A 21,713-nucleotide genomic window follows, 5' to 3' on the forward strand; every position below is an offset into this window, starting at 1 on the left:
CACCTCACGATGCGACCGGCCACCTACATGGCCCCACGAGATCTCCGCGCGTTCTTCCATCGCCTTTCTCACCATCGCGCGATTCGCGTGACGACGGAGGGGACTCGTTTCCTCCTGTTGACCCTCGCCGTCGGGATCGCCGCCGTCAACACCGGCAACAATCTGTTCTATCTCCTACTCGCCATGATGCTGAGCCTGATTGTGCTCTCCGGGCTCTTGTCGGAACAGTGTGTCCGCCGCTTGGACTTCCATCGCCACCTACCGGATTCACTGTTCGTGAACCAACCGGCCGTCGCGACGCTCTGGATCGCCAATCACAAGGCACATGTGCCGACCGTATCGGTTCGGATCCTCGATGTCGTGGCCGGGCAGGACCACGATCGCGGCATCCACCTCACCCACTTGGCCCCGGGAGCCTCAACCCTGCGCTCGTACCCGTTGCTCGCCTGTCGGCGCGGGCGGTACCACATCGAGGGCATTCGCGTTATCACACCGTTTCCGTTCGGGCTGTTCCAGAAAAAAGCCTTCTATCCCTGCGAAGCTAGCCTGCTGGTGTGTCCCGCCATCATCCCGCTCCCGCCGCTACGCCTTCAGGAGTTGCAATCGATCGGGCACGAACAGGCGCTGGCGCGACGCGGCCCAGGCACGTCCCTTTACAACCTCAGAGAATTTCGCCCCGGCGACGATTCCCGCGCCATCCACTGGCTCACCACGGCCAGGACGGCCAAACTGATGATCAAGGAAACCGAAGCCGAAGACCAGCACATGATCACGCTGGCCCTGTTCACAGTCTGCCCGGACGAGCTAGACCGCACCTTCGAGCGCACACTGTCCATCACCGCCTCGTTGGTTGATTATTATGTGAAGCGCGGGGTGCGTCTGCGCCTGATCCTTGGCGATCAGCCACATCTGTTGGCGGACGGGGAAGAACAGTCCCGGGATCTCTTTCACGCCCTGGCGCTCTGCGAACGACGCCCGGTGACCGCCAGCGCCTCCGTACACCAGGCCATGGGCCAGGCGTTGGTTAATGCATCGGAGGGCCCGACCATCTGGCTATCTCCCTGGATGGACGCAGCCTGGTTCGAGGCCCTTCCGGCCGTCGACCTGATTCTCTCGCCTCAGACCCACAAGGATCTCTTCGATGCTGCTGGATCAGGCCTTCCGGCTTAGCTCAATCCTCCTGGCCGCAGCCGGCTTTGCGAGCCTGACGCTCGCCATCACCCTGCCGCCCTGGCTCCTTGTCCTGGCTGGCGGGGCATTTGCCATGGCCCTCCTGCGGATTCGGCACCCCGGCGTGATCTCCGACACCATGCGCCACTTCCGGCTCTCCGCCCTCACGTGGAATATCTTTCTCCTCCTTGCCTTCGCCGGATTCTGGATTGACCTGTTGCTCATTTCTCAGGAAGTCCTACCAGCCGGCATCCACTTCCTCGTGCTCCTGCTGGTCAACAAACTCTCCAACCTCGACTTGCGGCGAGACTTCCTGCATCTCTACGCCATCAGCCTGATCGCGCTCCTGGCATCAGCCGCCTTGACGACACAGGTCTGGTACGCCCCCTTTTTCTTCATCTATCTGATCATCGGCGTCTGGACACTGCTCCTCTATCACCTCGTACAAGAACAGGAAGAGCAGGTGGGTCTTCCGGATCACGTTTCTCCGGCAACGACACCTGTCACACCCTTCCCCCGACTGACGATTCGTTTTTTCTGGACGACCAATGCCATGGCGGCCGTCGCGTTCGGCTTCACTTTGTTGTTCTTCTTCTCAATTCCACGAGTCGGGGTAGGATTCTTTCAACACGACCAGGGGGATAGTTTGCGGACCACGGGATTCTCCGAGCAGGTCGATCTGGGAGTCATCGGTCCGGTGAAGCAAGACCCGAGTATCGTCATGCGCGTGGAACTGCCTGACCGCATTAGCCATGAATTCAAACAGGAACCGCTCTATCTGCGCGGCGTGGCGTACAACCGATACGACGGGAAAGCGTGGAGCAACAGTCTGCCACAACGACGGATGCTTACGGAACTTCCCGAAGGCACCTTCTCACACCGCACGCCAGGGACAAAACCACAGGTCACCGCGCGGCAACTTCGACAGGATATTCTCCTTGAGCCACTCGACACGGCGGTGCTCTTCGGTGCCCCGTTGCTCACCACCGTCAAAGGCAATTTCCTCTCGGTCCAGTCGGACCTCACCGGATCGTTCCACCTGCCGTATCCCCTGCATACCCGCATCCAGTACACCGCATACTCCTTGTCCCCGAACCTGAACGCGACGGAGAAAAACGCGAGTGCGCTACTGTATCCGGATTTTATTCTCCGGCATTACCTTCAAACACCTGACGTCAATCCCCAGATCGTGGACCTCGCAAGACAGATCACACAGCCGGCGACCAGCGTGATACAGGCGGTCTCCCTGGTCCACACTCACTTGCTGACCAGTTATCGGTACAGTTTGGATGTTCCCTCTCTGCAATCTGCCCATCCCCTCGATGACTTCCTGCTGACTCGAAAAACCGGCTATTGCGAGCACTACGCCACGGCCATGGTGGTCCTGCTCCGAACAGTTGGCATTCCGGCTCGACTGGTAACGGGATTCCTCGCCACCGAATGGAACGAATTCGGCGGCTATTATACGGTGCGGCAGCGGGACGCCCACGCCTGGGTGGAAGTCTACTTTCCACAATCAGGATGGATCACGATTGATCCGACCCCGCCCTCACCGGGCGCAGTCGGCCCGACCTGGTGGCATGCAGCGACCAGCGCGATGGACTCAATGCGGCTCAAATGGGATCGGCTGTTCGTCCACTACAGCGCGCACGACCAATTCACTGTCGTGCAAGGCATTCGAGAAAGCGGGGAGGCCGTACGGGTAGGACTTTCCGAAACGATCAGTGCCCTGGCGGCGCAGGCTGGAGCCATCATCGGCGGCATGGTGATCAGCCTGACCCCGTCCGGCATTCCACACCGCGCCGTGAGTTTGTTGCTGGCAGTCAGCGTCCTCTATGCGGGCATCATGCTCCTCCGACGGTATCGGAGCAGAACGACGACGCAGAGCAGGTTTTCGCCCCAGCAGCAGACCGTCATCATGCTCTACGCCGACATGCTGCGCTACTGTGCCCAGCGGGGAATCACGAAACCCGCCAGTACCACGCCACAGGAATTTCTTCACAAGATTCGTGAAGGATGGAGCGAGGCCTGGCCCATCGTCCATTCCGTGACGCAACTGTATGCGCGGGTTCGATTTGGGAAGGCCCCACTTACGACAGAGGAGATCAGTACTGCAGAAAACAACGTACGTCAACTCCGCGCACTCAGGCAATCCGTAAGACCTGCTCCACGACCATCACGCTAGGGCTTCTTGCGCTCAATCCGGCACACGTCTACTTACGGCTACGTCGTACAACGGCCGCCCTTGACTAATCAATTCTCATTGATATATTATGACGCATGCGCGTGAAGACAGCGACACCAATAGCAGCCATTGCCAAAGTGTTCCAGGCCCTGTCAGATGAAACGAGATTACTGATACTGGAACAACTGAAAGAGGGCGAGCAGTGTGTGTGCGACCTCACAAGCACGTTCAAAACGGGCCAGTCACGGCTATCCTTCCACCTGCGAGTTTTGAAAGACGCTGGTTTGGTCCTTGACCGGCCTGAAGGACGCTGGGTCTACTACTCCCTCAACCCAGACGCACTGGAAGATCTCCAAGAAGCAGTCAATGCTTTCAAGTCTCCCCCGCACAAGGCCACCAAGAAGGGGTGTTGTCTGTAGCTTTTTTTTGCCATTATTCATCAACCTTTATTGATATTACGGGACCCATGGACGCGATTGCTGCCATCCACCAGCAGAGTATTCCGGCGGAAAAGAAACTCAATATGTTCGAGCGCTACCTTACGGTTTGGGTGGGACTTTGTATGCTCGCGGGGATCTTCCTGGGGAAATCAGCGCCGAACCTCATTCAAGCGTTACGAGGAATGGAGTTTGGCCAGAACAGTCATGTGAATTTCCCAATGGCCCTCCTCATCTGGCTGATGATCACCCCCATGATGATGAAAGTCGACTTTCGCGCCGTGGCGAAGGTCGGCCAACGTCCTCAAGGGCTGCTGGTCACCTTGTTTGTCAATTGGGTGGTGAAGCCATTCTCCATGGCTCTCTTAGCGTGGGTCTTTTTTCGAGTCATCTTCTCGCTCTGGATGACTTCTGGCGAAGCAGACCAATACATCGCTGGAACCATTATTTTGGCCGCCGCCCCCTGTACCGCGATGGTCTTTGTCTGGAGCTATCTCACGGATGGCGATCCGGCTTATACCCTTGTCCAAGTGTCGGTGAATGATTTGATTATGCTGATCCTGTTTGCGCCGATCGTCGGCTTGCTGGTCAGCGGCGCGTCCGCTCTCACCGTTCCCTTCACTGTGCTCCTCTATTCGGTCGTGGGATTTATTGTGGTCCCGTTGCTCCTGGGTGTTCTCATCCGCCATAGGCTCATTGCACGGCATGGAAAGAAATGGTTTGAAGAGACCCTCCTCCCTCGGTTTGCCCCCATCACAATCGCGGCGCTACTCATCACCTTGATTCTCATCTTTGCCTTTCAAGCCGAGAACATCCTTGGGAAGCCCCTTCACGTGCTGCTCATTGCGATCCCGATTCTTTTCCAAGTCTATTTCAATGCGTCTCTCGCCTATGGGCTGATGAAGTGGCTACACGTACCCCATGCGGTCGCAGCACCGGGAGCATTGATCGGCGCGAGTAACTTCTTTGAACTGGCCGTGGCCACAGCCATTGCCTTATTCGGCCCGGAATCAGGCGCAGCACTGGCAACCGTCGTCGGCGTCTTGGTGGAGGTACCGGTCATGCTCTCCGTCTGTCATGTGTGCAATCGAACCCGGCACTGGTTCCCCGTAAGCGAGTCCAGGGGATGAACGATGGGGGCTTTGCGGGAATTGCTGGGGCTCTTCGGAATCCTGGCCTTGAGCCTACTGCTGGCGACGTACGTCCTGGAGAGATGGCTCGGTAGGACATGGCCTGGATTCCACAGGCCGTTCACTCTCAAGCAGCTAGCCCGCGAGTGGTTGCTTTATATGCTCCTGTTCGCAGGCCTGGGAACGTTGCTGGAACGAATGTTGACGTTCGCATGTTCAGTGAGTTGTTAGCAGACGCCATTACAAACTGAATGACCAAGAGGGAGGCAGCATCATGAAACGCTTTCATCTCCACATGGGAGTAGAGGATCTTGATGAGTCCATTCGCTTTTATACGGCACTGTTTGGCGCCCCACCCGTGAAAACCAAGGCAGATTACGCCAAATGGATGCTGGAGGACCCGCGCATTAATTTCGCAATATCCACCCGTGCCAAGAAAGGCGTCGATCATCTGGGTATTCAGGCCGATGGTGAAGACGAACTGGCAGAGCTCCGTGGACGGATTCAAGCCGGCCACTTACCGGTCGTCAATGAAGGAAAAACGGTGTGCTGCTATGCGCTGTCGGACAAATCATGGATACAGGACCCGTCCGGCCTTCCATGGGAAACGTACCGAACAATGGAGGATGCGCAACTATTCTCAGGCTCCAGTGAATCGTCGGATGGTGCCTGTTGCACGCCTCTCACCATGGCCACGCCGAACTGCTGTGAACCATCCGCACACACTGCGAGGTGTTGCGACTAATGGAAGGCGACGTCACCAAAGTCTTAGTCCTCTGTACAGGGAATTCCTGTCGATCAGTGATGGCGGAAGCGCTGATCAACGACCTAGGCCGCGGTCGATATCAGGCATGGAGCGCCGGCAGCCATCCGGCGGGACATATACATCCCCAATCCATCGCAACCCTCAAGCGGCACGGCATTGATCCGGGTCAGCCGCGCAGCAAGTCGTGGAATGAGTTTGCCGATAATTCGTTCGATCTCGTGATTACCGTGTGCGATCAGGCCGCCGGCGAAAGCTGCCCCCTCTTTCACGGAACGCCGAAGAAGCTTCATTGGAGCACGCCTGACCCGGCAAAGGCGACCGGGAGCAATGAGGACATTCGGACGGCCTTTGACAGTGCGTTTCGTCTGCTGAGGCAACGTGTCGAGGATCTGGTACAAGTGTGTTCCAGCCCTAGTCACGGAGGAGCGCAATGAACATTGCAACTGTCCAGGACGTGCAAATGGTAGAGACCGGTAATGGTGGAGCGCCTGATTCTTCGCACGCCTCCCAACGACGGGCCGACCTCCTGATGCAATCGAAAAGATGGCGCACACTCCTTTCTCTCACGATGTTAATGGCCGGCTGCCTGACCGCGTGCAATGCCGAAACACCCGCCGGAGCCGTTTCGATCGACGGATCAAGCACGGTCTACCCGCTCTCCAAGGCGATGGCGGAAGCCTTCGGCAAAACGAATCCCGGCGTAAAATTCCAGATTGAATTCTCCGGTACCGGGGGAGGCTTCAAGAGATTGTGTGCGGGTCAAATCGATATTGCCGGCGCCTCACGCCCCATCAACACGATAGAGATTGAGGAGTGCACAGCTCGGCATATCGAGTACATCGAGCTGCCGGTCGCGTTCGATACTCTCTCCCTTGTGGTCAATACCAAGAACACGTTCGCCGATTGCCTCACTGTGAACGAACTTCGACGCATGTGGGAACCGGCTGCTGCGCGGACGATCAGCACGTGGCGACAGATCCGACCGAGCTTCCCGGCAGACCCGCTGGTGTTGTTCAGTCCAGGCAAAGACTCCGGAACATTCGACTATTTTACACTGGCCATAGTCGGCAGCGAAGGCAAAAGCAGAGGCGACGTCACCATGAGCGAAGACGATATGGTGATCCAGCGTGGCGTCGCGGCCAACCCACACGCCATCGGCTACCTCGGCCACGCGTACTACCAAAGCAATAGAGAGACGTTAAAGCTTGTTTCGGTAGACAACGGACACGGCTGCGTTGCACCCAGCACACAAACGGTCATCGATGCTACGTACGAACCGCTTTCACGACCATTGTTCATCTATGTCAACGCCGCTGCCGCCGCCCGCCCGGGTATCGAGGCGTTCACGCATTTCTATCTCTCCCCCGAAAGCGAGCAGTACGTCTCGAAAGCTGGTTACGTGCCACTGCCTCCTGCTGCCCGCGCCGTCCAGACCGCTCGATTCGAGAAGGAGGTCAAGGGCTCGGCCTTCGGCGGTCGCACGGTGCTTGGAGTGAGCCTCAATTGGTTCAACGTCAATGAGGAGGAGAGAATCAACGCTCAACTGGTTCAATAGCGCCCATTGATGAGATTGAACAGATAACGACCCTCCGAGCAATACTCGACATCGTGAGAGGGGCTGAGAGGGTCGGCACCCAGCAAAAGGACCGTTTCCATAGGCAGCAGAATTATGACGGACCATGTCGGGGTCACCGAACAGCTCAACCATCGGTCATCAGGCAACAATGGGGAAGCGCTGTAAGTGAACGTAACAGGCTCAGTCTCATCCCTCGAACATATGAGTGGCAGGATGTGGAAGGTTCTCGCGGACCTGAGTTGGAGAAGGGACGCACCACTTCGAATTTTCCAAAGGATCAACAGAGGACAGGACGGACATGAAGACCGTGACACGAATTGGAGACAATCGGAATAGAAGGAAAAGTTAAATTGACTTGATTGAGCGCAAAAATGGCAGCAGAGTAGTCTCGAGCCCCACCGGCTTTCCTCTGCACATATCGCGGGCTTTTTGTCACGACTGACCAGCGTAAACCTACCGTCATAGGGAGGACATGATGTTTTGCCTCGTGTATGCCAGTTCTGCTACGAGACCCTTTTCTCCAGCTCAGCTAACCGACCTGCTCGCCTCCTGCCATGCACACAACAGTCAATTGGGTATTACGGGAATGTTGCTCTACAAAAACGGAAATTTTATGCAGGCGCTTGAGGGCGAGGAACAAGCGGTGTTGAATCTCTACGCAAAAATCTTCCAGGACGAGCGCCATAGCGGAATACTCACGCTCTTGCAGACAACCATACCGGCGCGACAATTCCCTGATTGGTCCATGGGGTTTCGCGATCTGAACTCTCCCGAGGTACGATCGCTGCTCGGATATAACGAGTTCTTGAATATGCCGCTTACCGGTGCCGAGTTCTCATCCGATCCCACGTATTGCCAACGGCTTCTGACGATATTTAAGAAAATGATGTAAACGTATCTCTGTTTCCCAAATGCCCGCCTCCTCCTGCACCCTCCCCCCGCTGACCTCATATTTGCACAGAATCCTTCTATCTCTCTGAAGGGCGATCCGAATAGCCTGGGAACCCATTGCCCCTAGTGCGGGGATCCTCGAGCAATCAGTTCGCCCATGTCGATGAGGACCCTGACTCGCCCCAAGGCATGACGAGACTGTTCTCACATCAGCGCCTCGCGGCTGAAGACACTCCAGATCTGCTGGATCAGCGGGTAAGAAACTTAGATGGGGAATCGAAAAGGGCCGGCCATCGTTGTCGTCCGATGGTTTCATGGAAATATCGCTACCTCATTCGCGATCAATCACCTCACAACGCTCATCCTCTCAAAACCATGCCCTAGCGATGGTCTCCATTTAGCAGCGGAGCCGCATATTCGTTCCCTGCCATTTGACCAAATTCATGGCATGGCGAATGTGAGAAACAGAGGAAACGGCTCCTTCCTAAGTCGCACCTCGATCCTTTAACTACAGGTATTACTTAGTTATGGGATCTCGGTATCTCGGATGTGGCGTGCGAATGCGACCATGGGAAATGATGAGAGGCTGACGACTCAAAGACCGTCTTTAACACTGTCTGAAAACGGCCTGATGACCAGGGAAGAAAGGCAAGAGTAGGAAAAATTGGAGCGGGAAACGGGATTTGAACCCGCGACCCTCGCCTTGGCAAGGCGATGCTCTACCACTGAGCTATTCCCGCGTCCGCGTGCCAGAAGAAGCGGGATTCTACCGGCGACATGCAAAGACTGTCAAGCAGGAGGCCACAAATATCATCGGCGATTCGACACCAGGCCACTACTCAAAACCACGCCTCTGTCCGACGATGCGCGCGCAGACGCCCCGCCTCCCGCAGAGAAATTGGCCTTTCGACTCAGATGTGCCTGCTTCTTCTGTCCACTTGACGGACTTGAGAGGCTTGAGTAAAGTGAGTGTGATGTCGCGTTTTGCCCATTTCATCAGCGAGGTACCCCTAGCGTGACCTCCCGCCCGCAGCACTCGGCTCCCTTTGCAGCACTAGCCGTTCCATTTGACGAGTATCTCGCATCAGGCAAGATTCCTGAAGGACTTCTGATCAGCGAATATGTGGAGCAGCAATTCGTCGAGCGGTTAGTGCACTACGTACTGAGCGTCCCGGCCGGTAGTTATTCCATGGCTCAGCTCAGCCGCCTGCTCGAGCAAATCGATCCCCGCGCCCAGGTATTTTTCTTTAAGCGACTCAAGGAAAACAGTCCGGACAGCTTGAAGGATTTTGCACCGCTCTATTACGGATTCATGAACGAGTTCCATTCCCTCCTGTTTACGTAAGTCGCCGTCCAACAAAAAAATACCTTGTCGCCCCCCTAATCTCAGGTATAATCACGAGAACCTCTTAATGAGCCAAGGAGCACTATGAATCCCACGTTACAACGCGCTGTTACGAGTTTCTATAATCTGGTCTATGAAGCCCAGACGTTTGCGACCACCATGTCCCGAATCGATACCGCCGAGCAGGAGCATTACGCCGGCCGAATCGAGGGCTTGAATTGGGTCCTGGACCGCTGCCAAGAACTCGAGGACATGGACACCAACATTACCCCGACCACACTGCAACGTGTGCTGACGGAAGTGAAATCGGATCTGGATCATGAGCTCTCCGTGCAGCGTCGCGAAAAGGGCAGACGGGCCGACGGTCGTGAGGAAGCCTTGACCTTCGTGGCGGACTATTTGTCCAGCCTGATCACGGCGACTGAAATCGAATCCGCAAAAACCTCCGTATAACCGCCTGTCGATTATCTCCAGGCTTATTTTTCGTTATGGCCTCCTCCGAGGGCGACTATGGCCCGTGAGTGGATCATCTTCGCCATCTGTCTCGGCTTGGGAGGCCATATTGCCCTTGCTGTCGTGTTACACGCCCCCGAGATGTGGCCATGGAGCAAGGCCTGGCTATACGGTCTGCTGTCAGGGGTCGCCCTCTATGTCGTGGTGCAGGTGATTCGCTCCCTCTGGTGGGTCTTTCGAGGCAGAAATGCCGACGAGTCTGAGGCTCGCGAGGATCAACCGGCCGGCCGTTCGTGACGTCACTCGTGCCGGACTTCAAACATTGCACCGTCCCCCTCTCCTCAGTAGAATAGGTTCCATGCAACGGCGTTCAAACAGACCCTCCCCTCCAGGTTGGCCGCCAAGGCCCATGCAGCCACGAGCTACTCCCGGAACTCAGCCCCCCCGCCAGCCGGATCAATACGATTCATTCAATGCCTCCCTGCTCTATTGCGGGCATTGTCGACAAGCCACCCCCACTCGCCAACGTCTCCTGCTCGTGTTGCCGACGGGAAATCTCTACGAATACTTCTGTGCCCAATGCGGAACTTCAACCGGCTCAAAAACTGAAAGCGTTGCGGCCGAGGGCGGACTGCTCAGTCCGTAGACCTCCCTTCTCTGTCGTGAGCTCTGGTATAGGGAACCGACGGCAGCCCACGCCAGGCGGAAAACACACCGGAAACTCGGGAGGAGATTGGTTGCGGAGTGGGGAGGAGGGCGGCTCGAAGGAAGGAATTTAGGCAAGCTGATCGAGCGGGATCCCCTCGTCAATCAGCATCACAGGGATGTCTTCCCGCACTGGATAAAGAATCTTCTTATCTGAGCGAATCAACCCGCCATCCAGCTTCTCGGTGACCGGCTTTTGCGCATAGTTCTTCAGCTGACCGCGATCAATCGCCCCATTAATCTTCTCAATCAAACCCTCGTCGGCGACCGCCACAGGCTGCTTCGTGTCGGGACAGCACAGAATCGCCACAAGATCATTCGCGAGGCTCATTTTTTTTCGCAAGGCGTCACTCACGATCATTCTCTCAATCTCACCCGACAGGGCGACTTGGATGTTTGGGGCAAGATAGTCCAAACGGAACAGTAGATCAAGAAGATACCAAAACTCTTCTCCATCTGGTATCGTGGAATTCTCAGACGGCACCTACTGACCAGCACCGGGATTCCACGTGACTTCTTCTCATCGGCTTGGACGCATCTTTCTGACGGGGCTTATCGTGCTGGTCCCGGCATGGACCACCTTTCTGATCCTGGCGGCCCTGTTCGAGACATTGGATTCACTCCTACTCGACCTAATCGGACGACAAATCCAGCCCTACGCTCCCGGCCTCGGCGTCCTGCTGCTCCTCGGCATGGTCCTCATCGTCGGCGCTATCGCCACGCAAGTCATCGGGCAACGATTTGTCCATTGGACCGAAACGACACTCGAACGGATTCCGCTGATCCGCAGCATCTATCTGACGCTCAAGAGTATGACGGACCTCCTCAACTATCGAGCCCGCTTCGGGCAAAGTACCGTCGTGGCGTTTCCCTTTCCACGGGATGGGCTGTGGGCGCTCGGCTTCGTGATGGGCTCGCCGCCGCCGGCACTGCAAATCGCCCCGATGGTCGAACTCGTCATGGTGTTCGTGCCGACGGCCATCCACCCCTTTACCGGATATTTGGCCATGATCCCCAAATCTCAGCTGCACCCGCTGAACCTCCTGCCGGAAGAGGCCTTAAAGCTGGAGTTCTCCGCAGGATTGTACCGTCCATTACAAGGCTGGCTCACCTCACCGGCACAGAAACCCTCATGATCCCCGCCGAACGATTGTGCGTCCGCCCAGCGAGGGTGGAAGACTTGGACATCCTCACCACATTCAGCGCCGCCATGGCCTGGGAGACGGAACAGCGTCGGCTCGACCTCACGCGACTGCGACAGGGTACGCAAGCCGTGATCGATCGCCCTGAACGGGGACAATTTTACGTGACGGAGTTGCGCCAGGAGCCTCCGGCCGATACAGTGATAGTGGGGCAACTGCTGATCACCTACGAATGGAGCGACTGGCGGAATGCCCAATTTTGGTGGATCCAAAGCGTCTATGTGACGCCTCACTGGCGACGGCATGGCGTTTATCGAGCTATGCATCGCACCATCGTCGAACTCGCCCGCTCGCGAACCGATGTGTGCGGCGTCCGTCTGTACGTGGAGGGGGACAACGCCATCGCCAAACAGGTGTATGAACGCGTCGGACTCTTCTCGTCGACCTACAGGATCTATGAATCGGACTTCGTGCTACCCGGCCACAATGCCCCTGGACAAAATCCCTGAGAAGCTCGTGGTCCGCCCGCGGAAGGAGAAACGAACATGCGACGATCAGCCCTACCCCTCACCATCATGATGCTCACGCTGAATGCCTGCGCATTCAGCCGCGGCACCCTTGGTGAGGAGATCAAAACAGACACCATTAATGCCATCAAGAAGGGGGTGACGACTAGGACGGAAATTCTGGCGCAGCTTGGCGCGCCCGACCGTCTTCTGCAACTCAATGGGCGCGATCTGTTCCAATACTACCGGTACGATGCCAAAGTCGGCAGTTTACTCCTGATCATCGCCAACTTTTCCCGTGTCTCCGTCAAGAGCGACGACCTCTTTGTCATCATCAATCGTGAGGGCATCGTGGAAGAGGTCATTGCGTCAAAACGCACCGACCGGCTCGATTTCCGCTTCTGGCCCTTCGGAGATTGACACCATGATCAGCAAGACGGGTTGCCGCAGGCTTCTTGCCGCAACCACACTGGTGCTGACGCTGTCCGGCTGTAACGTCGCCCGGCTCACCATCAACACCCCCCTGACGCCGGAATCAGTCGCCTTCATAACCGAGGGGCGCACCACACTCACAGAGGTGATCGCGACCTTGGGGGCTCCCGACACGATCACCGACGCCGACTCAGGTACCGTCGTGACCTACCGATTCCTTGACGCCAAGTATTCCCGCGTCAATTTCGGCTGGCTCGTCAAACCCTGGTCTCCAGTGGATCCTGACCTCGTCTTCTCTCGCTCAGGCCTCGGCACCGATGCCTTCGAGCTTGTCTGCGACCACAACTGGATTGTGACGCACCGAGCCTTCGTACGGCATCGCCCGGAATTGCCCTTTACCCCGTATCCCTTTTAACGCCGCTTTCACGACATCCGAATTGCCGCCTGCCGGGCATCTCGCTATAATGCCCCCCATGGGTGCAGGGCTTTCCGACGAGTCACCAAACCATCACGCCTCTGCCACGTCATCCTCCTACATCCCGGCTGATCGAGACACCGACTTTCTGCAGCGCGATGAGTTGCGTCCGCTGCGTCTCGGGCTGGAGTTACTCAAACCGGAATTGATTCAAACCGAGCAGGGCATCCGCTCGACGATCGTCGTCTTCGGCAGTGCGCGCCTCCTCGAACCGTCGCGTGCTCGACAGGCACTGCAGGAGGCCACCGCAGCACTGACGGCTGCCCCTCATGATCGAGGACGACAGCAACGCGTCGCGGTCGCCGAACGGCGACTGGCCCTCGCCCAGTACTACGACATCGCTCGCGAGTTCGGCCACCTGGTCTCGTCCACCTGTCAAATCGACGGGCAATGCGACTACGTCATCGTCACCGGCGGAGGTCCCGGCATCATGGAAGCCGCTAATCGAGGCGCGGCGGATGCCGGCGCCAAATCGATGGGGCTGAACATCACCCTGCCCCACGAACAACAACCCAACCCCTACATCACGCCGGACCTCTGCTTTCAATTTCGCTACTTCGCTCTGCGCAAAATGCACTTCCTCCTTCGCGCCCGGGCACTGGTCGTTTTCCCCGGCGGATTCGGCACGCTCGACGAACTCTTCGAAACACTTACGCTGCTGCAGACCGGCAAAACCCGCAATATCACCGTTGTGCTGATGGGCCGAGCCTACTGGGAGCGCCTCATCAACTGGACACTCCTGGTCGAGGAGGGCCTGATCGGGGCGGATGACCTCTCGTTGTTCCATTTCGCAGAAACGGCCCAGCAAGCCTGGGACCTCATTAGCCGAACCCATGGAGGCCCCTCCGCACGATGAAACTCTCATTTCATGGGGCCGCTCGATCGGTGACCGGCAGTCGTCATCTGCTGGAAATGCCCGGCAGCAAAATTCTCCTGGATTGCGGACTCTTTCAGGGACAGCGACAAGAAGCGGATCGGCAAAACCGATTTCTCGGGTTCGAGCCACGCGCGATCAACGCCGTCCTGCTCTCGCATGCTCATATCGATCACTCCGGCGCGCTGCCCGTGCTTGGCAAGCACCAGTTTCGCGGAGACGTCCACATGACCCGCGCGACCGCCGATCTTACCGCCGTGATGCTCGAAGACTCGGCCCGCCTGCAAGAGAATGATTGCGCCTATCTGAACCGAAAGGAAAACCGCCGCGGGAAGCGCTGTCTGCAACCGTTCTATGAACCCAGCGATGCACGCGCCATCATCCGCCGATTTGTCGGCACCCGGTATGGCGACACCGTCAAGGTTACGCCCCGCGTCACTGCCTCATTCCATGATGTGGGACACATTCTCGGCTCTGCAGCGATTCGCCTGAAGTACTCGGCCCGCGGCAACAGCACCACCGTCCTTTTTTCCGGAGACCTGGGCCGCGCCCAGATGCCGATTCTCCGTGACCCGGCACCGCCGCCCAGTTGCGATGTGCTGATCATTGAATCCACCTACGGCGACCGAGTACATGAAGAAGTCGGCGAGGCGCTCACAAGGAAAGCCCAACAGCTGGTCGCCCATGCAAAGGCACACAACAGCAAGATCATCGTGCCCGCCTTTGCCCTCGGACGGACGCAGGAGCTCGTGATGCGGATCAAGCAATTGGTAGCCGAGGGACGAATCGACCCGCTGCCGATTTACATCGACTCCCCGCTGGCATCGAGAGTCACGGACGTGTTCCGGAAGCACCCCGAATGTTATGACGAGGAAACCTATCGCACCTTCACATCGGAAGGGGATCCGTTTGCCGCCCGCTACATCAGGTACGTATCATCACCGGACGAAAGCAAACGCCTGAACTCGCTGAAAGGTCCTTGTATCATCATCGCTTCCTCAGGCATGTGCGAGGGAGGACGCGTTGTGCATCACCTGAAACATGCGATCCAAGACGAAGCCAACACGATCGCCATCGTTGGGTTTCAGGCCGAACATACGCTGGGACGCAGGCTGGTCGAGGGGTGGGATGTGGTCCCGATCTTCGGCATTCCGACACCGCGCCGGGCACAGGTCGTGGTCTTCAATGGACTCTCCGCCCATGCGGACCGGAACGACCTGCTGGCCTATGTGCGAGCTATTACACCGGCCCCCCAGCAGGTGTTCGTCGTCCACGGGGAAGAAAAACAGGCACTCTCACTCGGGGCCGCCATTCAAGCGGAACATCCGCACATGTCCATAGTGGTGCCTACAAAAGAGAGTAGTTACGACATCTAGCACAGCTCCTCTATGGCCGTGACGTGCGGAGGATCTCCCCAGGTATGACCCACTCCAGAACCACATCTGCTTCGCTGATCACCCGCGCGGTGATCCTTATTACCCTCCTCGCTTCACCCGCTTGGAGTGCGGACAGCACGTCCGACACTACCGATCACCATCGTCTTCGGGCTCGTACCCTCGGCCTGAACCTGGGGCATCTCGAGCCAGGGCCCCTCAATGCCATCACCGATGTGCCTGGAGTGAAAGTCGGACACGTGACGTTGATGCGCGGAGAGGGGACGCTGATCCCCGGCGAAGGACCGGTTCGTACCGGCGTGACCGTCATCGTCCCCCGTGATGATGTGTGGCACAAAAAAGTTCCGGCTGGGGCCTTCGTGTTGAACGGCACCGGGGAAATGACCGGCTTAGCCTGGGTCGCGGAATCGGGTTTTCTTGAATATCCGATTGCCCTTACGAACACCTTGAACGTGCCTCGTGTCGCCAACGGGGTCATCAGCTGGATGTTGCGTCAGAATCCCGGCATCGGTATTACCGACGACACACTCACCCCGGTCGTTGCGGAATGTGATGACGGGCGATTAAACGATATTCAAGGGCGCCATGTCTCCGAAGCCGATGTCATGCGAGCCCTTGATGACGCGGCAACAGGCCCAGTGGCGGAAGGAAGTGTCGGAGCCGGAACCGGCATGATCTCCTACGGGTTCAAGGGCGGCATCGGCACAGCCTCTCGTCGCCTCGCTGCGTCCGACGGTGGATATACCGTCGGAGTGTTGGTCAACGCCAACCATGGCCGGCGACCTGAACTGACCATGGGCGGAGTCCCGGTCGGGCGTCAGTATGACGCGGCGGGGCCAAGATCCGGGCACCTGGGAGATGAACTGCCATCGCGACTGCACGTCGATCGCGAGGGCACGAGTGGAAATGCCGAGGGATCGATTATCGTCATCATCGCCACCGACGCCCCGCTCGACAGTCGGCAACTGACTCGTCTCGGGAAGCGAGCCGCGCTCGGCCTCGCGCGGACCGGCTCGACGGCACGCCACGGGAGCGGCGATTTCATGCTAGCGTTCTCCACCGGCAACGTCATTCCCCATTACCCCACGGAGCCGACCTTTTCACTCCTGCATCTCGCCGACACACACCTGAATTCCATGATTACGGCCACGGTAGAGGCCACGGAGGAAGCGATTCTCAATGCGCTGACCAGCGCGACAACCGTCACCGGACGTGATGGGTTCCGCGCAGAAGCCATCTCGCTCCCGCGCCTGCGCGCGCTGCTCACCCCCGATGCCCCAGTTGGCCGGTAGGCCATCCTGGCGCGGCTTCCTGCACCTTGCTTTTAGTCAGGCCCGCGGCTATTCTCCTGACTCATCCCTACGTCATTCGGAGGGCTATGGCTGATTATGCTTTGGGAGGCAGCCTCTCGCTGCTGAACGCAATCGAGAAGAGCACCCGGTTTGCAGAGTTTCTCAAAACCCGAATGACCCAAGCCCTCGAAACGCAGGACCCGACGGAACTCCACTACTTGCTGGCACAGCTGGACGATTATCACTCGTACATATGGCGCTATTACAAAAAGCTCGCGACGGAACGACCTGAACGCATGAACCCAGGCGTCTAAGTACGTCAGATTGAGACGCTCCGATCCCCGATACCAAAGACAGTCTCGTGATTACCACACCGTCATCGACACTTCGGTTTGCCTCAGCCCTCACGCGCCAACGTACCGCGCAAGCGGCAGCCGATGAATTGGTCCATGCCATCCGAAATCAGTTGGGCTCCGCTCGCATCGATGTCGTGTTCTTGTTTATCTCGATCCAGCATGCCGATCAGGCCGATGCCCTTGCCCAGGCACTACGCAAAGCCCTCGATCCAGCCACGTTTGTTGGGTGCACCGGTGAAGGTGTCATTGCCACGGGGCAGGAGATCGAAACAGGACCGGCAGCGACGCTCTGGGCCGCCCATCTGCCAGGAGTTGTCACTCACCCGCTGCGACTCTCGTTTTCAAGCGTCCACGACCAATTCTCCTTGCGTGACTGGCCAGACATGGACACGGACGGCATTCCTCCTCCCGCCATGCTGTTGCTTGCCGATCCCTTCTCCACCCCGATGCAGGACGTGCTGGCCGTCCTTGAGGAACAATATCCGGGAACTCGCGCATTAGGCGGGCTAGCAGGGGGCGGCCAAGACCTGGGAGAGAATCGGCTGTTCCTCGATGATGAAATCTACACCGATGGGCTGGTCGGCGTGGCCCTCTCCGGGCGCATCGCCGTGCACAGCGTGATCTCCCAAGGTTGTCGCCCGATCGGAGAACGGTTTATCGTCACGAAGTCTGAGCACAACGTCATCCATGAACTTGGCGGGCGTCCTGCCCTTCAGTGCTTACAAATGGCCTTCAGCCAACTGAGCAGCGAGGAACGCGCCCAGGCTCAACGCGCCCTGCATATCGGGATCGCGATGGATGAGCAGCGGGCTCAATTCACACGAGGTGACTTCCTGATCCGCAATCTTCTCGGAGCGGACCAACAGACCGGAGCCATCGTCATAGGAGACGTCGTTCAGGAGGGACAGACTGTACAGTTTCAGGTCCGGGATGCTCAGTCCGCCGACGAGGATCTGCGCGTGTTACTTGCCGCCTCCCATCCCGGCGCGCTCCCGCTGGGTGCCTTGTTATTCAGTTGTTGTGGACGTGGGAGGGGGTTGTTCGGCGTACCAAACCATGATGCCGCGGTGTTGGGAGAACAGTTCGGCGCGATTCCCGTTGCAGGATTTTTCGCCCAAGGAGAGGTAGGCCCAGTCGGGGGACGGAATTTTCTGCATGGCTATACCGCCAGCATCGCAATTTTTTCCGAACCCGGACGCAGAAATGAGGCTGGCAGCCACTATTGAGCTACGCGGGTCTGGCACCGTAACGTCGCATCACACGCACCACGGAGACATACGTATGAACACTCGCTTCCGGGGAACACTTTGGAGTATTGTGGGGTTCGTTGCACTCAGCATGGGAGGACCAATCATGGCACAAGGGGAACCAGCCGGCTCGGCCGCCGAAGTGACCACCGCTTCCGGCCTCAAATACATTGATGTGGTCGTGGGTACCGGCCGGGAAGCCACAGCCGGCAACCTTGCCACCGTTCACTATACCGGATGGCTGACGAACGGCAAAAAGTTCGATAGTTCCGTCGATCGCCGGGATCCGTTTTCGTTTCCCATCGGAGCAGGCCAGGTCATTCGGGGTTGGGATGAGGGGGTCGCCGGGATGAAAGTCGGCGGCAAGCGGAAACTGACCATTCCCCCGGACCTGGGATATGGCCCCCGTGGCGCGGGCGGCGTGATTCCGCCGAACGCCACGCTGGTCTTCGACGTGGAATTGCTCGAGGTGCGATAACTCCGGCTCGGCGACATGGAGTCGCACAGAGCGTCATGCTGAACGGCCATATCACACAATGAAACAGACACCACTGATCAACGCGCACCGACAGGCGCAGGGGAAGCTGGTCGACTTTGCCGGGTGGGAGATGCCCATCCAATACTCCGGCGTGGTCGATGAGTACCAGACCGTGCGCCGTTATGCAGGCCTCTTTGACGTCAGCCACATGGGGCGGATCAGTGTCACGGGCCCAGGCTCGTTGGCATTCCTGCAACGGGTGACGACGAACGACGTCTCCAAAATTTCCGTGCGTCAATCGCAATACTCCATGGTCTGCACGCCACGCGGCGGGATTAAAGACGATATCTTCATCTACCACGTGAAGCCCTATGAATTCCTAGTCTGCGTCAACGCCTCGAACCGGGCCAAGATCGTCGACTGGTTGCACGAAAAGGTCGCACAGGCTCAGGGGTGTCAGGTTCAAGACCGGTCGGAAGCTCTTGCACAGATTGCAATCCAAGGCCCTGCCTCCCGTGACATTTTGGCCGCCGCCGGTATGGGTGACATCAGCAGCCTGAAGGTCCGTCAATGCCTGGACACCACATTGTGCGGCCACCAGACCTTGGTGACACGAACCGGATACACAGGCGAATTAGGGTACGAACTCTATCTCCCAGCAGAGGGGGCTGCAGCAGCCTGGGACCACCTGCTTGAGACGGGACGCCCGTTCGGGATAAAACCAGCGGGACTCGGTGCACGCGATCTGCTGCGGCTCGAGATGGCGTATCTCCTATACGGCAACGACATGAACGAGGACACCACCCCAATCGAAGCCGGCGCGGATTGGGTGGTGAAATTTGATAAAGGTGATTTTATCGGCCGCGCCGAATTGCTGGCGCAGCACACCACTGGGCCATCGCGGCGACTTGTGGCATTTGAACTGGTTGAAAAGGGCGTGCCACGGCACGGGTTTACAATCCTCAATCCAGAAAAGCCGCATGCCGTGATCGGCGAAGTCACCAGCGGAAATCTGTCCCCCCTGCTGCAGAAGGGTATCGGAATGGGCTATGTCGCCCCCGCAGCCGCCCAACCAGGATCATCGATCCTGATCGATATCCGGGGCAAGGCATGCCCAGCCGTCGTCGTGAAGCCACCCTTTTACAAGCGTGCGCTCGGCACGACATAGACATGGTCAAACCGATCTATCAAGGCAAAGTCGTCACACTCAACGTTGATACCGTGCGCCTGCCCAACGGCCACACCATCGACCTCGAGGTCATTCGTCACCCCGGGGCTGCCGCGGTCGTGCCCATGAAAGACGATGGAACGGTCGTGATGATTCGCCAGTTTCGCCATGCCGCAAACGGGTTTATTTACGAAATCCCTGCGGGGAAGTTACATCCCAAGGAAGACCCGCTGGACTGTGCCGCGCGTGAACTGGAAGAAGAGATCGGCTACAAGGCAGGACGCTTCGAATTGCTGTCGAGCATTTTCACGGCGCCGGGCTTCGCCGACGAAGTCATTCACGTCTATGTGGCGACAGCCCTGACTCGTGGCACCCAGAATCTGGATCAGGATGAAGTGCTGGAAGTGGTGGAGATGCCCCTGCGCGAGGCTATTGCAAAAATCGAGGATGGGACGATTCGGGACGCAAAGACAATCATAGGACTACAGGCCGTGTATATCCGGCAGCAACACTTCCACTAAAACGACCGGGAGGTCCTCACCCAGCAGGATGAGAGACCTCCCAAGCCAGCTCGCCTCGCCGGAAAACAGTTTCTCTTAGTGGCCGCCCTTCTTCTCTTCCTTCTTCTTATCGTCGCCGAACACGGTCTGGGAGAGGTGACCACCCTTCTTCTCTTCCTTCTTCTTGTCGTCACCGAACACGGTCTGGGAGAAGTGGCCGCCCTTCTTCTCTTCCTTCTTCTTATCGTCACCGGCAAACGAAGGAGCGCTGAAAGCAACCAACATCGCAACTGCCATGACCGACAACATCATCTTCTTCATACTGACGTACCTCCTGTTAGGTTTGAAGTTACCGACCACCGACGGTTCTCCCTTTAAGCAAGGTCCTTGCCGTATGGGCAATGAACCGTAACTCCTTGTTTTTCTAGCTTTCCATGAAGAGATACTTGCTGACGCCCCAATGAAGCACTCTGCAAGTCTGTGGCAGAATAGCCTGGCCGATACTAAACCGCCTCATCATCGGCATCAAAACGGGCAGCGGAGACAAACCTAGTGCAAAAATTCCTAACATCCGGCCCAACACAACGTGTAACTCATCATGCCAAGACGACAACCTTTGCCCGACCATCTCGCAATTGGGCTGCGCATCCTCTTTGTGGGCATTAACCCGGGATTGCGCTCAGCTGCGCTCGGGCATCACTACGCTGGGCCGTCGAACCGGTTCTGGAGATTGTTGTATGAGGCGAACCTGGTCCCTGAACGGCTGAGCTATCGAGACGATGGCCGACTGCTTCACTGGGGACTAGGACTCACCAATTTGGTTTCACGCCCCACTGCAGGACTGGCCGATCTGACCGCGCAGGATTTAGCTGGCGGACGCCAGGCGTTACGACAGAAAATACGTCGCTACCGCCCGCGTGTGGTCGCACTTCTCGGCATGACTCTCTACCCGGCTCTGTTCCCGCTTGAACCAAGACAACCCGCACCACACCCAGGCCTGCAGGCAGTGACGCTCGACGATGCCCGTATCGTGCTGCTCCCGAATCCCAGCGGACGGAACGCGGCCTATTCCTATCAATCAATGCTCGAGGCCTTTCAGATGCTTGCACAGTTGATCACTACCGCGCATCCTCAAACAGCCGGTGAGATCCCACCATCTGATACACTAGAATTCAGTCGTTGATTTCCTGT

At 57.7% G+C, this 21,713-nt stretch carries 27 protein-coding genes and 1 tRNA gene; 25 read left to right on the forward strand and 3 right to left on the reverse strand.

The window, feature by feature from the left end; all coding sequences use genetic code 11:
* Positions 1–9: 9 nt before the first annotated feature.
* The 8 genes from KJA79_RS04415 to KJA79_RS04450 all read left to right on the forward strand — a co-directional run bounded on the left by KJA79_RS04415 (position 10) and on the right by KJA79_RS04450 (position 8,156).
* Complete coding sequence (locus tag KJA79_RS04415) at positions 10–1,170, forward strand: DUF58 domain-containing protein (RefSeq protein WP_213040777.1); 1,161 nt, start codon at positions 10–12, stop codon at positions 1,168–1,170.
* A complete protein-coding gene (locus KJA79_RS04420) occupies positions 1,142–3,355 on the forward strand; it encodes a transglutaminaseTgpA domain-containing protein (RefSeq protein WP_213040778.1) in 2,214 nt (737 codons plus the stop codon). Before KJA79_RS04415 ends, KJA79_RS04420 begins: the two co-directional genes overlap by 29 nt.
* 95 nt (positions 3,356–3,450) lie before the next feature.
* The gene (locus KJA79_RS04425) at positions 3,451–3,774 is read left to right on the forward strand and encodes an ArsR/SmtB family transcription factor (RefSeq protein ID WP_213040779.1); all 324 of its coding nucleotides are present in this window, start codon (positions 3,451–3,453) and stop codon (positions 3,772–3,774) included.
* A 47-nt stretch (positions 3,775–3,821) separates the two neighbouring features.
* A complete protein-coding gene (gene arsB, locus KJA79_RS04430) occupies positions 3,822–4,922 on the forward strand; it encodes an ACR3 family arsenite efflux transporter (protein WP_213040780.1) in 1,101 nt (366 codons plus the stop codon).
* A 274-nt stretch (positions 4,923–5,196) separates the two neighbouring features.
* Positions 5,197–5,667, forward strand: coding sequence for an ArsI/CadI family heavy metal resistance metalloenzyme (locus KJA79_RS04435; protein WP_213040781.1), 471 nt, complete (start codon positions 5,197–5,199; stop codon positions 5,665–5,667).
* Positions 5,667–6,122: an arsenate reductase ArsC gene (locus tag KJA79_RS04440; protein ID WP_213040782.1), complete on the forward strand. Its 456-nt coding sequence runs from the start codon at positions 5,667–5,669 to the stop codon at positions 6,120–6,122. The genes KJA79_RS04435 and KJA79_RS04440 overlap by 1 nt, the downstream gene beginning before the upstream one ends.
* Entirely contained in the window at positions 6,119–7,243 is a 1,125-nt protein-coding gene (locus tag KJA79_RS04445; protein ID WP_213040783.1) for a PstS family phosphate ABC transporter substrate-binding protein, read from the forward strand. Before KJA79_RS04440 ends, KJA79_RS04445 begins: the two co-directional genes overlap by 4 nt.
* 493 nt (positions 7,244–7,736) lie before the next feature.
* Entirely contained in the window at positions 7,737–8,156 is a 420-nt protein-coding gene (locus tag KJA79_RS04450; RefSeq protein WP_213040784.1) for a BLUF domain-containing protein, read from the forward strand.
* A gap of 664 nt (positions 8,157–8,820) precedes the next feature.
* Here KJA79_RS04450 and KJA79_RS04455 read toward each other — a convergent pair.
* A tRNA-Gly gene (locus KJA79_RS04455) sits at positions 8,821–8,895 on the reverse strand.
* A 275-nt stretch (positions 8,896–9,170) separates the two neighbouring features.
* On the opposite strand from KJA79_RS04455, the gene KJA79_RS04460 reads away from it, so the two are divergent.
* From KJA79_RS04460 to KJA79_RS04475, 4 genes are all read left to right on the forward strand, one after another.
* The gene (locus KJA79_RS04460; RefSeq protein ID WP_213040785.1) at positions 9,171–9,500 is read left to right on the forward strand and encodes a hypothetical protein; all 330 of its coding nucleotides are present in this window, start codon (positions 9,171–9,173) and stop codon (positions 9,498–9,500) included.
* A gap of 84 nt (positions 9,501–9,584) precedes the next feature.
* Complete coding sequence (locus tag KJA79_RS04465) at positions 9,585–9,953, forward strand: hypothetical protein (RefSeq protein WP_213040786.1); 369 nt, start codon at positions 9,585–9,587, stop codon at positions 9,951–9,953.
* Positions 9,954–10,010: 57 nt separating this feature from the next.
* Positions 10,011–10,250: a hypothetical protein gene (locus tag KJA79_RS04470; protein WP_213040787.1), complete on the forward strand. Its 240-nt coding sequence runs from the start codon at positions 10,011–10,013 to the stop codon at positions 10,248–10,250.
* A gap of 112 nt (positions 10,251–10,362) precedes the next feature.
* Positions 10,363–10,599, forward strand: coding sequence for a hypothetical protein (locus tag KJA79_RS04475; RefSeq protein WP_213040788.1), 237 nt, complete (start codon positions 10,363–10,365; stop codon positions 10,597–10,599).
* 129 nt (positions 10,600–10,728) lie between these two features.
* On the opposite strand, the gene KJA79_RS04480 is transcribed toward KJA79_RS04475, so the two are convergent.
* A complete protein-coding gene (locus KJA79_RS04480) occupies positions 10,729–11,073 on the reverse strand; it encodes a Trm112 family protein (protein ID WP_213040789.1) in 345 nt (114 codons plus the stop codon).
* A gap of 94 nt (positions 11,074–11,167) precedes the next feature.
* Between KJA79_RS04480 and KJA79_RS04485 the strand changes: the two genes are divergently transcribed.
* The 12 genes from KJA79_RS04485 (at position 11,168) to KJA79_RS04540 (ending at position 20,543) form a co-directional block, all read left to right on the forward strand.
* Positions 11,168–11,794, forward strand: coding sequence for a DUF502 domain-containing protein (locus KJA79_RS04485; protein WP_213040790.1), 627 nt, complete (start codon positions 11,168–11,170; stop codon positions 11,792–11,794).
* Positions 11,791–12,309: a GNAT family N-acetyltransferase gene (locus KJA79_RS04490; protein WP_213040791.1), complete on the forward strand. Its 519-nt coding sequence runs from the start codon at positions 11,791–11,793 to the stop codon at positions 12,307–12,309. Before KJA79_RS04485 ends, KJA79_RS04490 begins: the two co-directional genes overlap by 4 nt.
* 36 nt (positions 12,310–12,345) lie before the next feature.
* A complete protein-coding gene (locus KJA79_RS04495; protein WP_213040792.1) occupies positions 12,346–12,726 on the forward strand; it encodes a hypothetical protein in 381 nt (126 codons plus the stop codon).
* 4 nt (positions 12,727–12,730) lie between these two features.
* Positions 12,731–13,153, forward strand: a complete 423-nt coding sequence (locus KJA79_RS04500; protein WP_213040793.1) for a hypothetical protein — start codon at positions 12,731–12,733, stop codon at positions 13,151–13,153.
* Positions 13,154–13,211: 58 nt separating this feature from the next.
* A complete protein-coding gene (locus KJA79_RS04505) occupies positions 13,212–14,069 on the forward strand; it encodes an LOG family protein (RefSeq protein ID WP_246507420.1) in 858 nt (285 codons plus the stop codon).
* Positions 14,066–15,463, forward strand: a complete 1,398-nt coding sequence (locus KJA79_RS04510) for an MBL fold metallo-hydrolase RNA specificity domain-containing protein (protein WP_213040795.1) — start codon at positions 14,066–14,068, stop codon at positions 15,461–15,463. Before KJA79_RS04505 ends, KJA79_RS04510 begins: the two co-directional genes overlap by 4 nt.
* 44 nt (positions 15,464–15,507) lie before the next feature.
* Positions 15,508–16,773 carry a DmpA family aminopeptidase gene (locus KJA79_RS04515; protein ID WP_213040796.1) on the forward strand — a complete coding sequence of 422 codons (1,266 nt, stop codon included), beginning with the start codon at positions 15,508–15,510 and terminating at the stop codon, positions 16,771–16,773.
* An 86-nt stretch (positions 16,774–16,859) separates the two neighbouring features.
* The gene (locus KJA79_RS04520; RefSeq protein ID WP_213040797.1) at positions 16,860–17,087 is read left to right on the forward strand and encodes a hypothetical protein; all 228 of its coding nucleotides are present in this window, start codon (positions 16,860–16,862) and stop codon (positions 17,085–17,087) included.
* A gap of 47 nt (positions 17,088–17,134) precedes the next feature.
* Positions 17,135–18,355: an FIST signal transduction protein gene (locus tag KJA79_RS04525; RefSeq protein ID WP_213040798.1), complete on the forward strand. Its 1,221-nt coding sequence runs from the start codon at positions 17,135–17,137 to the stop codon at positions 18,353–18,355.
* Positions 18,356–18,482: 127 nt separating this feature from the next.
* Positions 18,483–18,854 (forward strand): FKBP-type peptidyl-prolyl cis-trans isomerase, encoded by a 372-nt coding sequence (locus tag KJA79_RS04530; RefSeq protein ID WP_213040799.1) that lies wholly within the window; start codon positions 18,483–18,485, stop codon positions 18,852–18,854.
* A gap of 58 nt (positions 18,855–18,912) precedes the next feature.
* Entirely contained in the window at positions 18,913–20,022 is a 1,110-nt protein-coding gene (gene gcvT / locus KJA79_RS04535; RefSeq protein ID WP_213040800.1) for a glycine cleavage system aminomethyltransferase GcvT, read from the forward strand.
* 2 nt (positions 20,023–20,024) lie between these two features.
* Complete coding sequence (locus KJA79_RS04540) at positions 20,025–20,543, forward strand: NUDIX domain-containing protein (protein WP_213040801.1); 519 nt, start codon at positions 20,025–20,027, stop codon at positions 20,541–20,543.
* A 75-nt stretch (positions 20,544–20,618) separates the two neighbouring features.
* On the opposite strand, the gene KJA79_RS04545 is transcribed toward KJA79_RS04540, so the two are convergent.
* The gene (locus KJA79_RS04545; protein WP_213040802.1) at positions 20,619–20,843 is read right to left on the reverse strand and encodes a hypothetical protein; all 225 of its coding nucleotides are present in this window, start codon (positions 20,841–20,843) and stop codon (positions 20,619–20,621) included.
* A 277-nt stretch (positions 20,844–21,120) separates the two neighbouring features.
* Here KJA79_RS04545 and KJA79_RS04550 point away from each other — a divergent pair, with 277 nt between their 5' ends.
* Positions 21,121–21,705 (forward strand): mismatch-specific DNA-glycosylase, encoded by a 585-nt coding sequence (locus KJA79_RS04550; RefSeq protein WP_213040803.1) that lies wholly within the window; start codon positions 21,121–21,123, stop codon positions 21,703–21,705.
* Positions 21,706–21,713 lie beyond the last annotated feature (8 nt).

The organism is Nitrospira defluvii, assembly GCF_905220995.1.
Taxonomy (GTDB): Bacteria; Nitrospirota; Nitrospiria; order Nitrospirales; family Nitrospiraceae; genus Nitrospira_A; species Nitrospira_A defluvii_C.

Bases quoted from the DNA above. Each gene is read 5' to 3' on its own strand.
- KJA79_RS04415 (WP_213040777.1), top strand. From the start codon at position 10: ATGCGACCGGCCACCTACATGGCCCCACGAGATCTCCGCGCGTTCTTC.
- KJA79_RS04420 (WP_213040778.1), top strand. From the start codon at position 1,142: ATGCTGCTGGATCAGGCCTTCCGGCTTAGCTCAATCCTCCTGGCCGCA.
- KJA79_RS04425 (WP_213040779.1), top strand. From the start codon at position 3,451: ATGCGCGTGAAGACAGCGACACCAATAGCAGCCATTGCCAAAGTGTTC.
- arsB (WP_213040780.1), top strand. From the start codon at position 3,822: ATGGACGCGATTGCTGCCATCCACCAGCAGAGTATTCCGGCGGAAAAG.
- KJA79_RS04435 (WP_213040781.1), top strand. From the start codon at position 5,197: ATGAAACGCTTTCATCTCCACATGGGAGTAGAGGATCTTGATGAGTCC.
- KJA79_RS04440 (WP_213040782.1), top strand. From the start codon at position 5,667: ATGGAAGGCGACGTCACCAAAGTCTTAGTCCTCTGTACAGGGAATTCC.
- KJA79_RS04445 (WP_213040783.1), top strand. From the start codon at position 6,119: ATGAACATTGCAACTGTCCAGGACGTGCAAATGGTAGAGACCGGTAAT.
- KJA79_RS04450 (WP_213040784.1), top strand. From the start codon at position 7,737: ATGATGTTTTGCCTCGTGTATGCCAGTTCTGCTACGAGACCCTTTTCT.
- KJA79_RS04465 (WP_213040786.1), top strand. From the start codon at position 9,585: ATGAATCCCACGTTACAACGCGCTGTTACGAGTTTCTATAATCTGGTC.
- KJA79_RS04470 (WP_213040787.1), top strand. From the start codon at position 10,011: ATGGCCCGTGAGTGGATCATCTTCGCCATCTGTCTCGGCTTGGGAGGC.
- KJA79_RS04475 (WP_213040788.1), top strand. From the start codon at position 10,363: ATGCAGCCACGAGCTACTCCCGGAACTCAGCCCCCCCGCCAGCCGGAT.
- KJA79_RS04490 (WP_213040791.1), top strand. From the start codon at position 11,791: ATGATCCCCGCCGAACGATTGTGCGTCCGCCCAGCGAGGGTGGAAGAC.
- KJA79_RS04495 (WP_213040792.1), top strand. From the start codon at position 12,346: ATGCGACGATCAGCCCTACCCCTCACCATCATGATGCTCACGCTGAAT.
- KJA79_RS04500 (WP_213040793.1), top strand. From the start codon at position 12,731: ATGATCAGCAAGACGGGTTGCCGCAGGCTTCTTGCCGCAACCACACTG.
- KJA79_RS04505 (WP_246507420.1), top strand. From the start codon at position 13,212: ATGGGTGCAGGGCTTTCCGACGAGTCACCAAACCATCACGCCTCTGCC.
- KJA79_RS04510 (WP_213040795.1), top strand. From the start codon at position 14,066: ATGAAACTCTCATTTCATGGGGCCGCTCGATCGGTGACCGGCAGTCGT.
- KJA79_RS04515 (WP_213040796.1), top strand. From the start codon at position 15,508: ATGACCCACTCCAGAACCACATCTGCTTCGCTGATCACCCGCGCGGTG.
- KJA79_RS04520 (WP_213040797.1), top strand. From the start codon at position 16,860: ATGGCTGATTATGCTTTGGGAGGCAGCCTCTCGCTGCTGAACGCAATC.
- KJA79_RS04530 (WP_213040799.1), top strand. From the start codon at position 18,483: ATGGCACAAGGGGAACCAGCCGGCTCGGCCGCCGAAGTGACCACCGCT.
- gcvT (WP_213040800.1), top strand. From the start codon at position 18,913: ATGAAACAGACACCACTGATCAACGCGCACCGACAGGCGCAGGGGAAG.
- KJA79_RS04540 (WP_213040801.1), top strand. From the start codon at position 20,025: ATGGTCAAACCGATCTATCAAGGCAAAGTCGTCACACTCAACGTTGAT.
- KJA79_RS04545 (WP_213040802.1), bottom strand. From the start codon at position 20,843: ATGAAGAAGATGATGTTGTCGGTCATGGCAGTTGCGATGTTGGTTGCT.
- KJA79_RS04550 (WP_213040803.1), top strand. From the start codon at position 21,121: ATGCCAAGACGACAACCTTTGCCCGACCATCTCGCAATTGGGCTGCGC.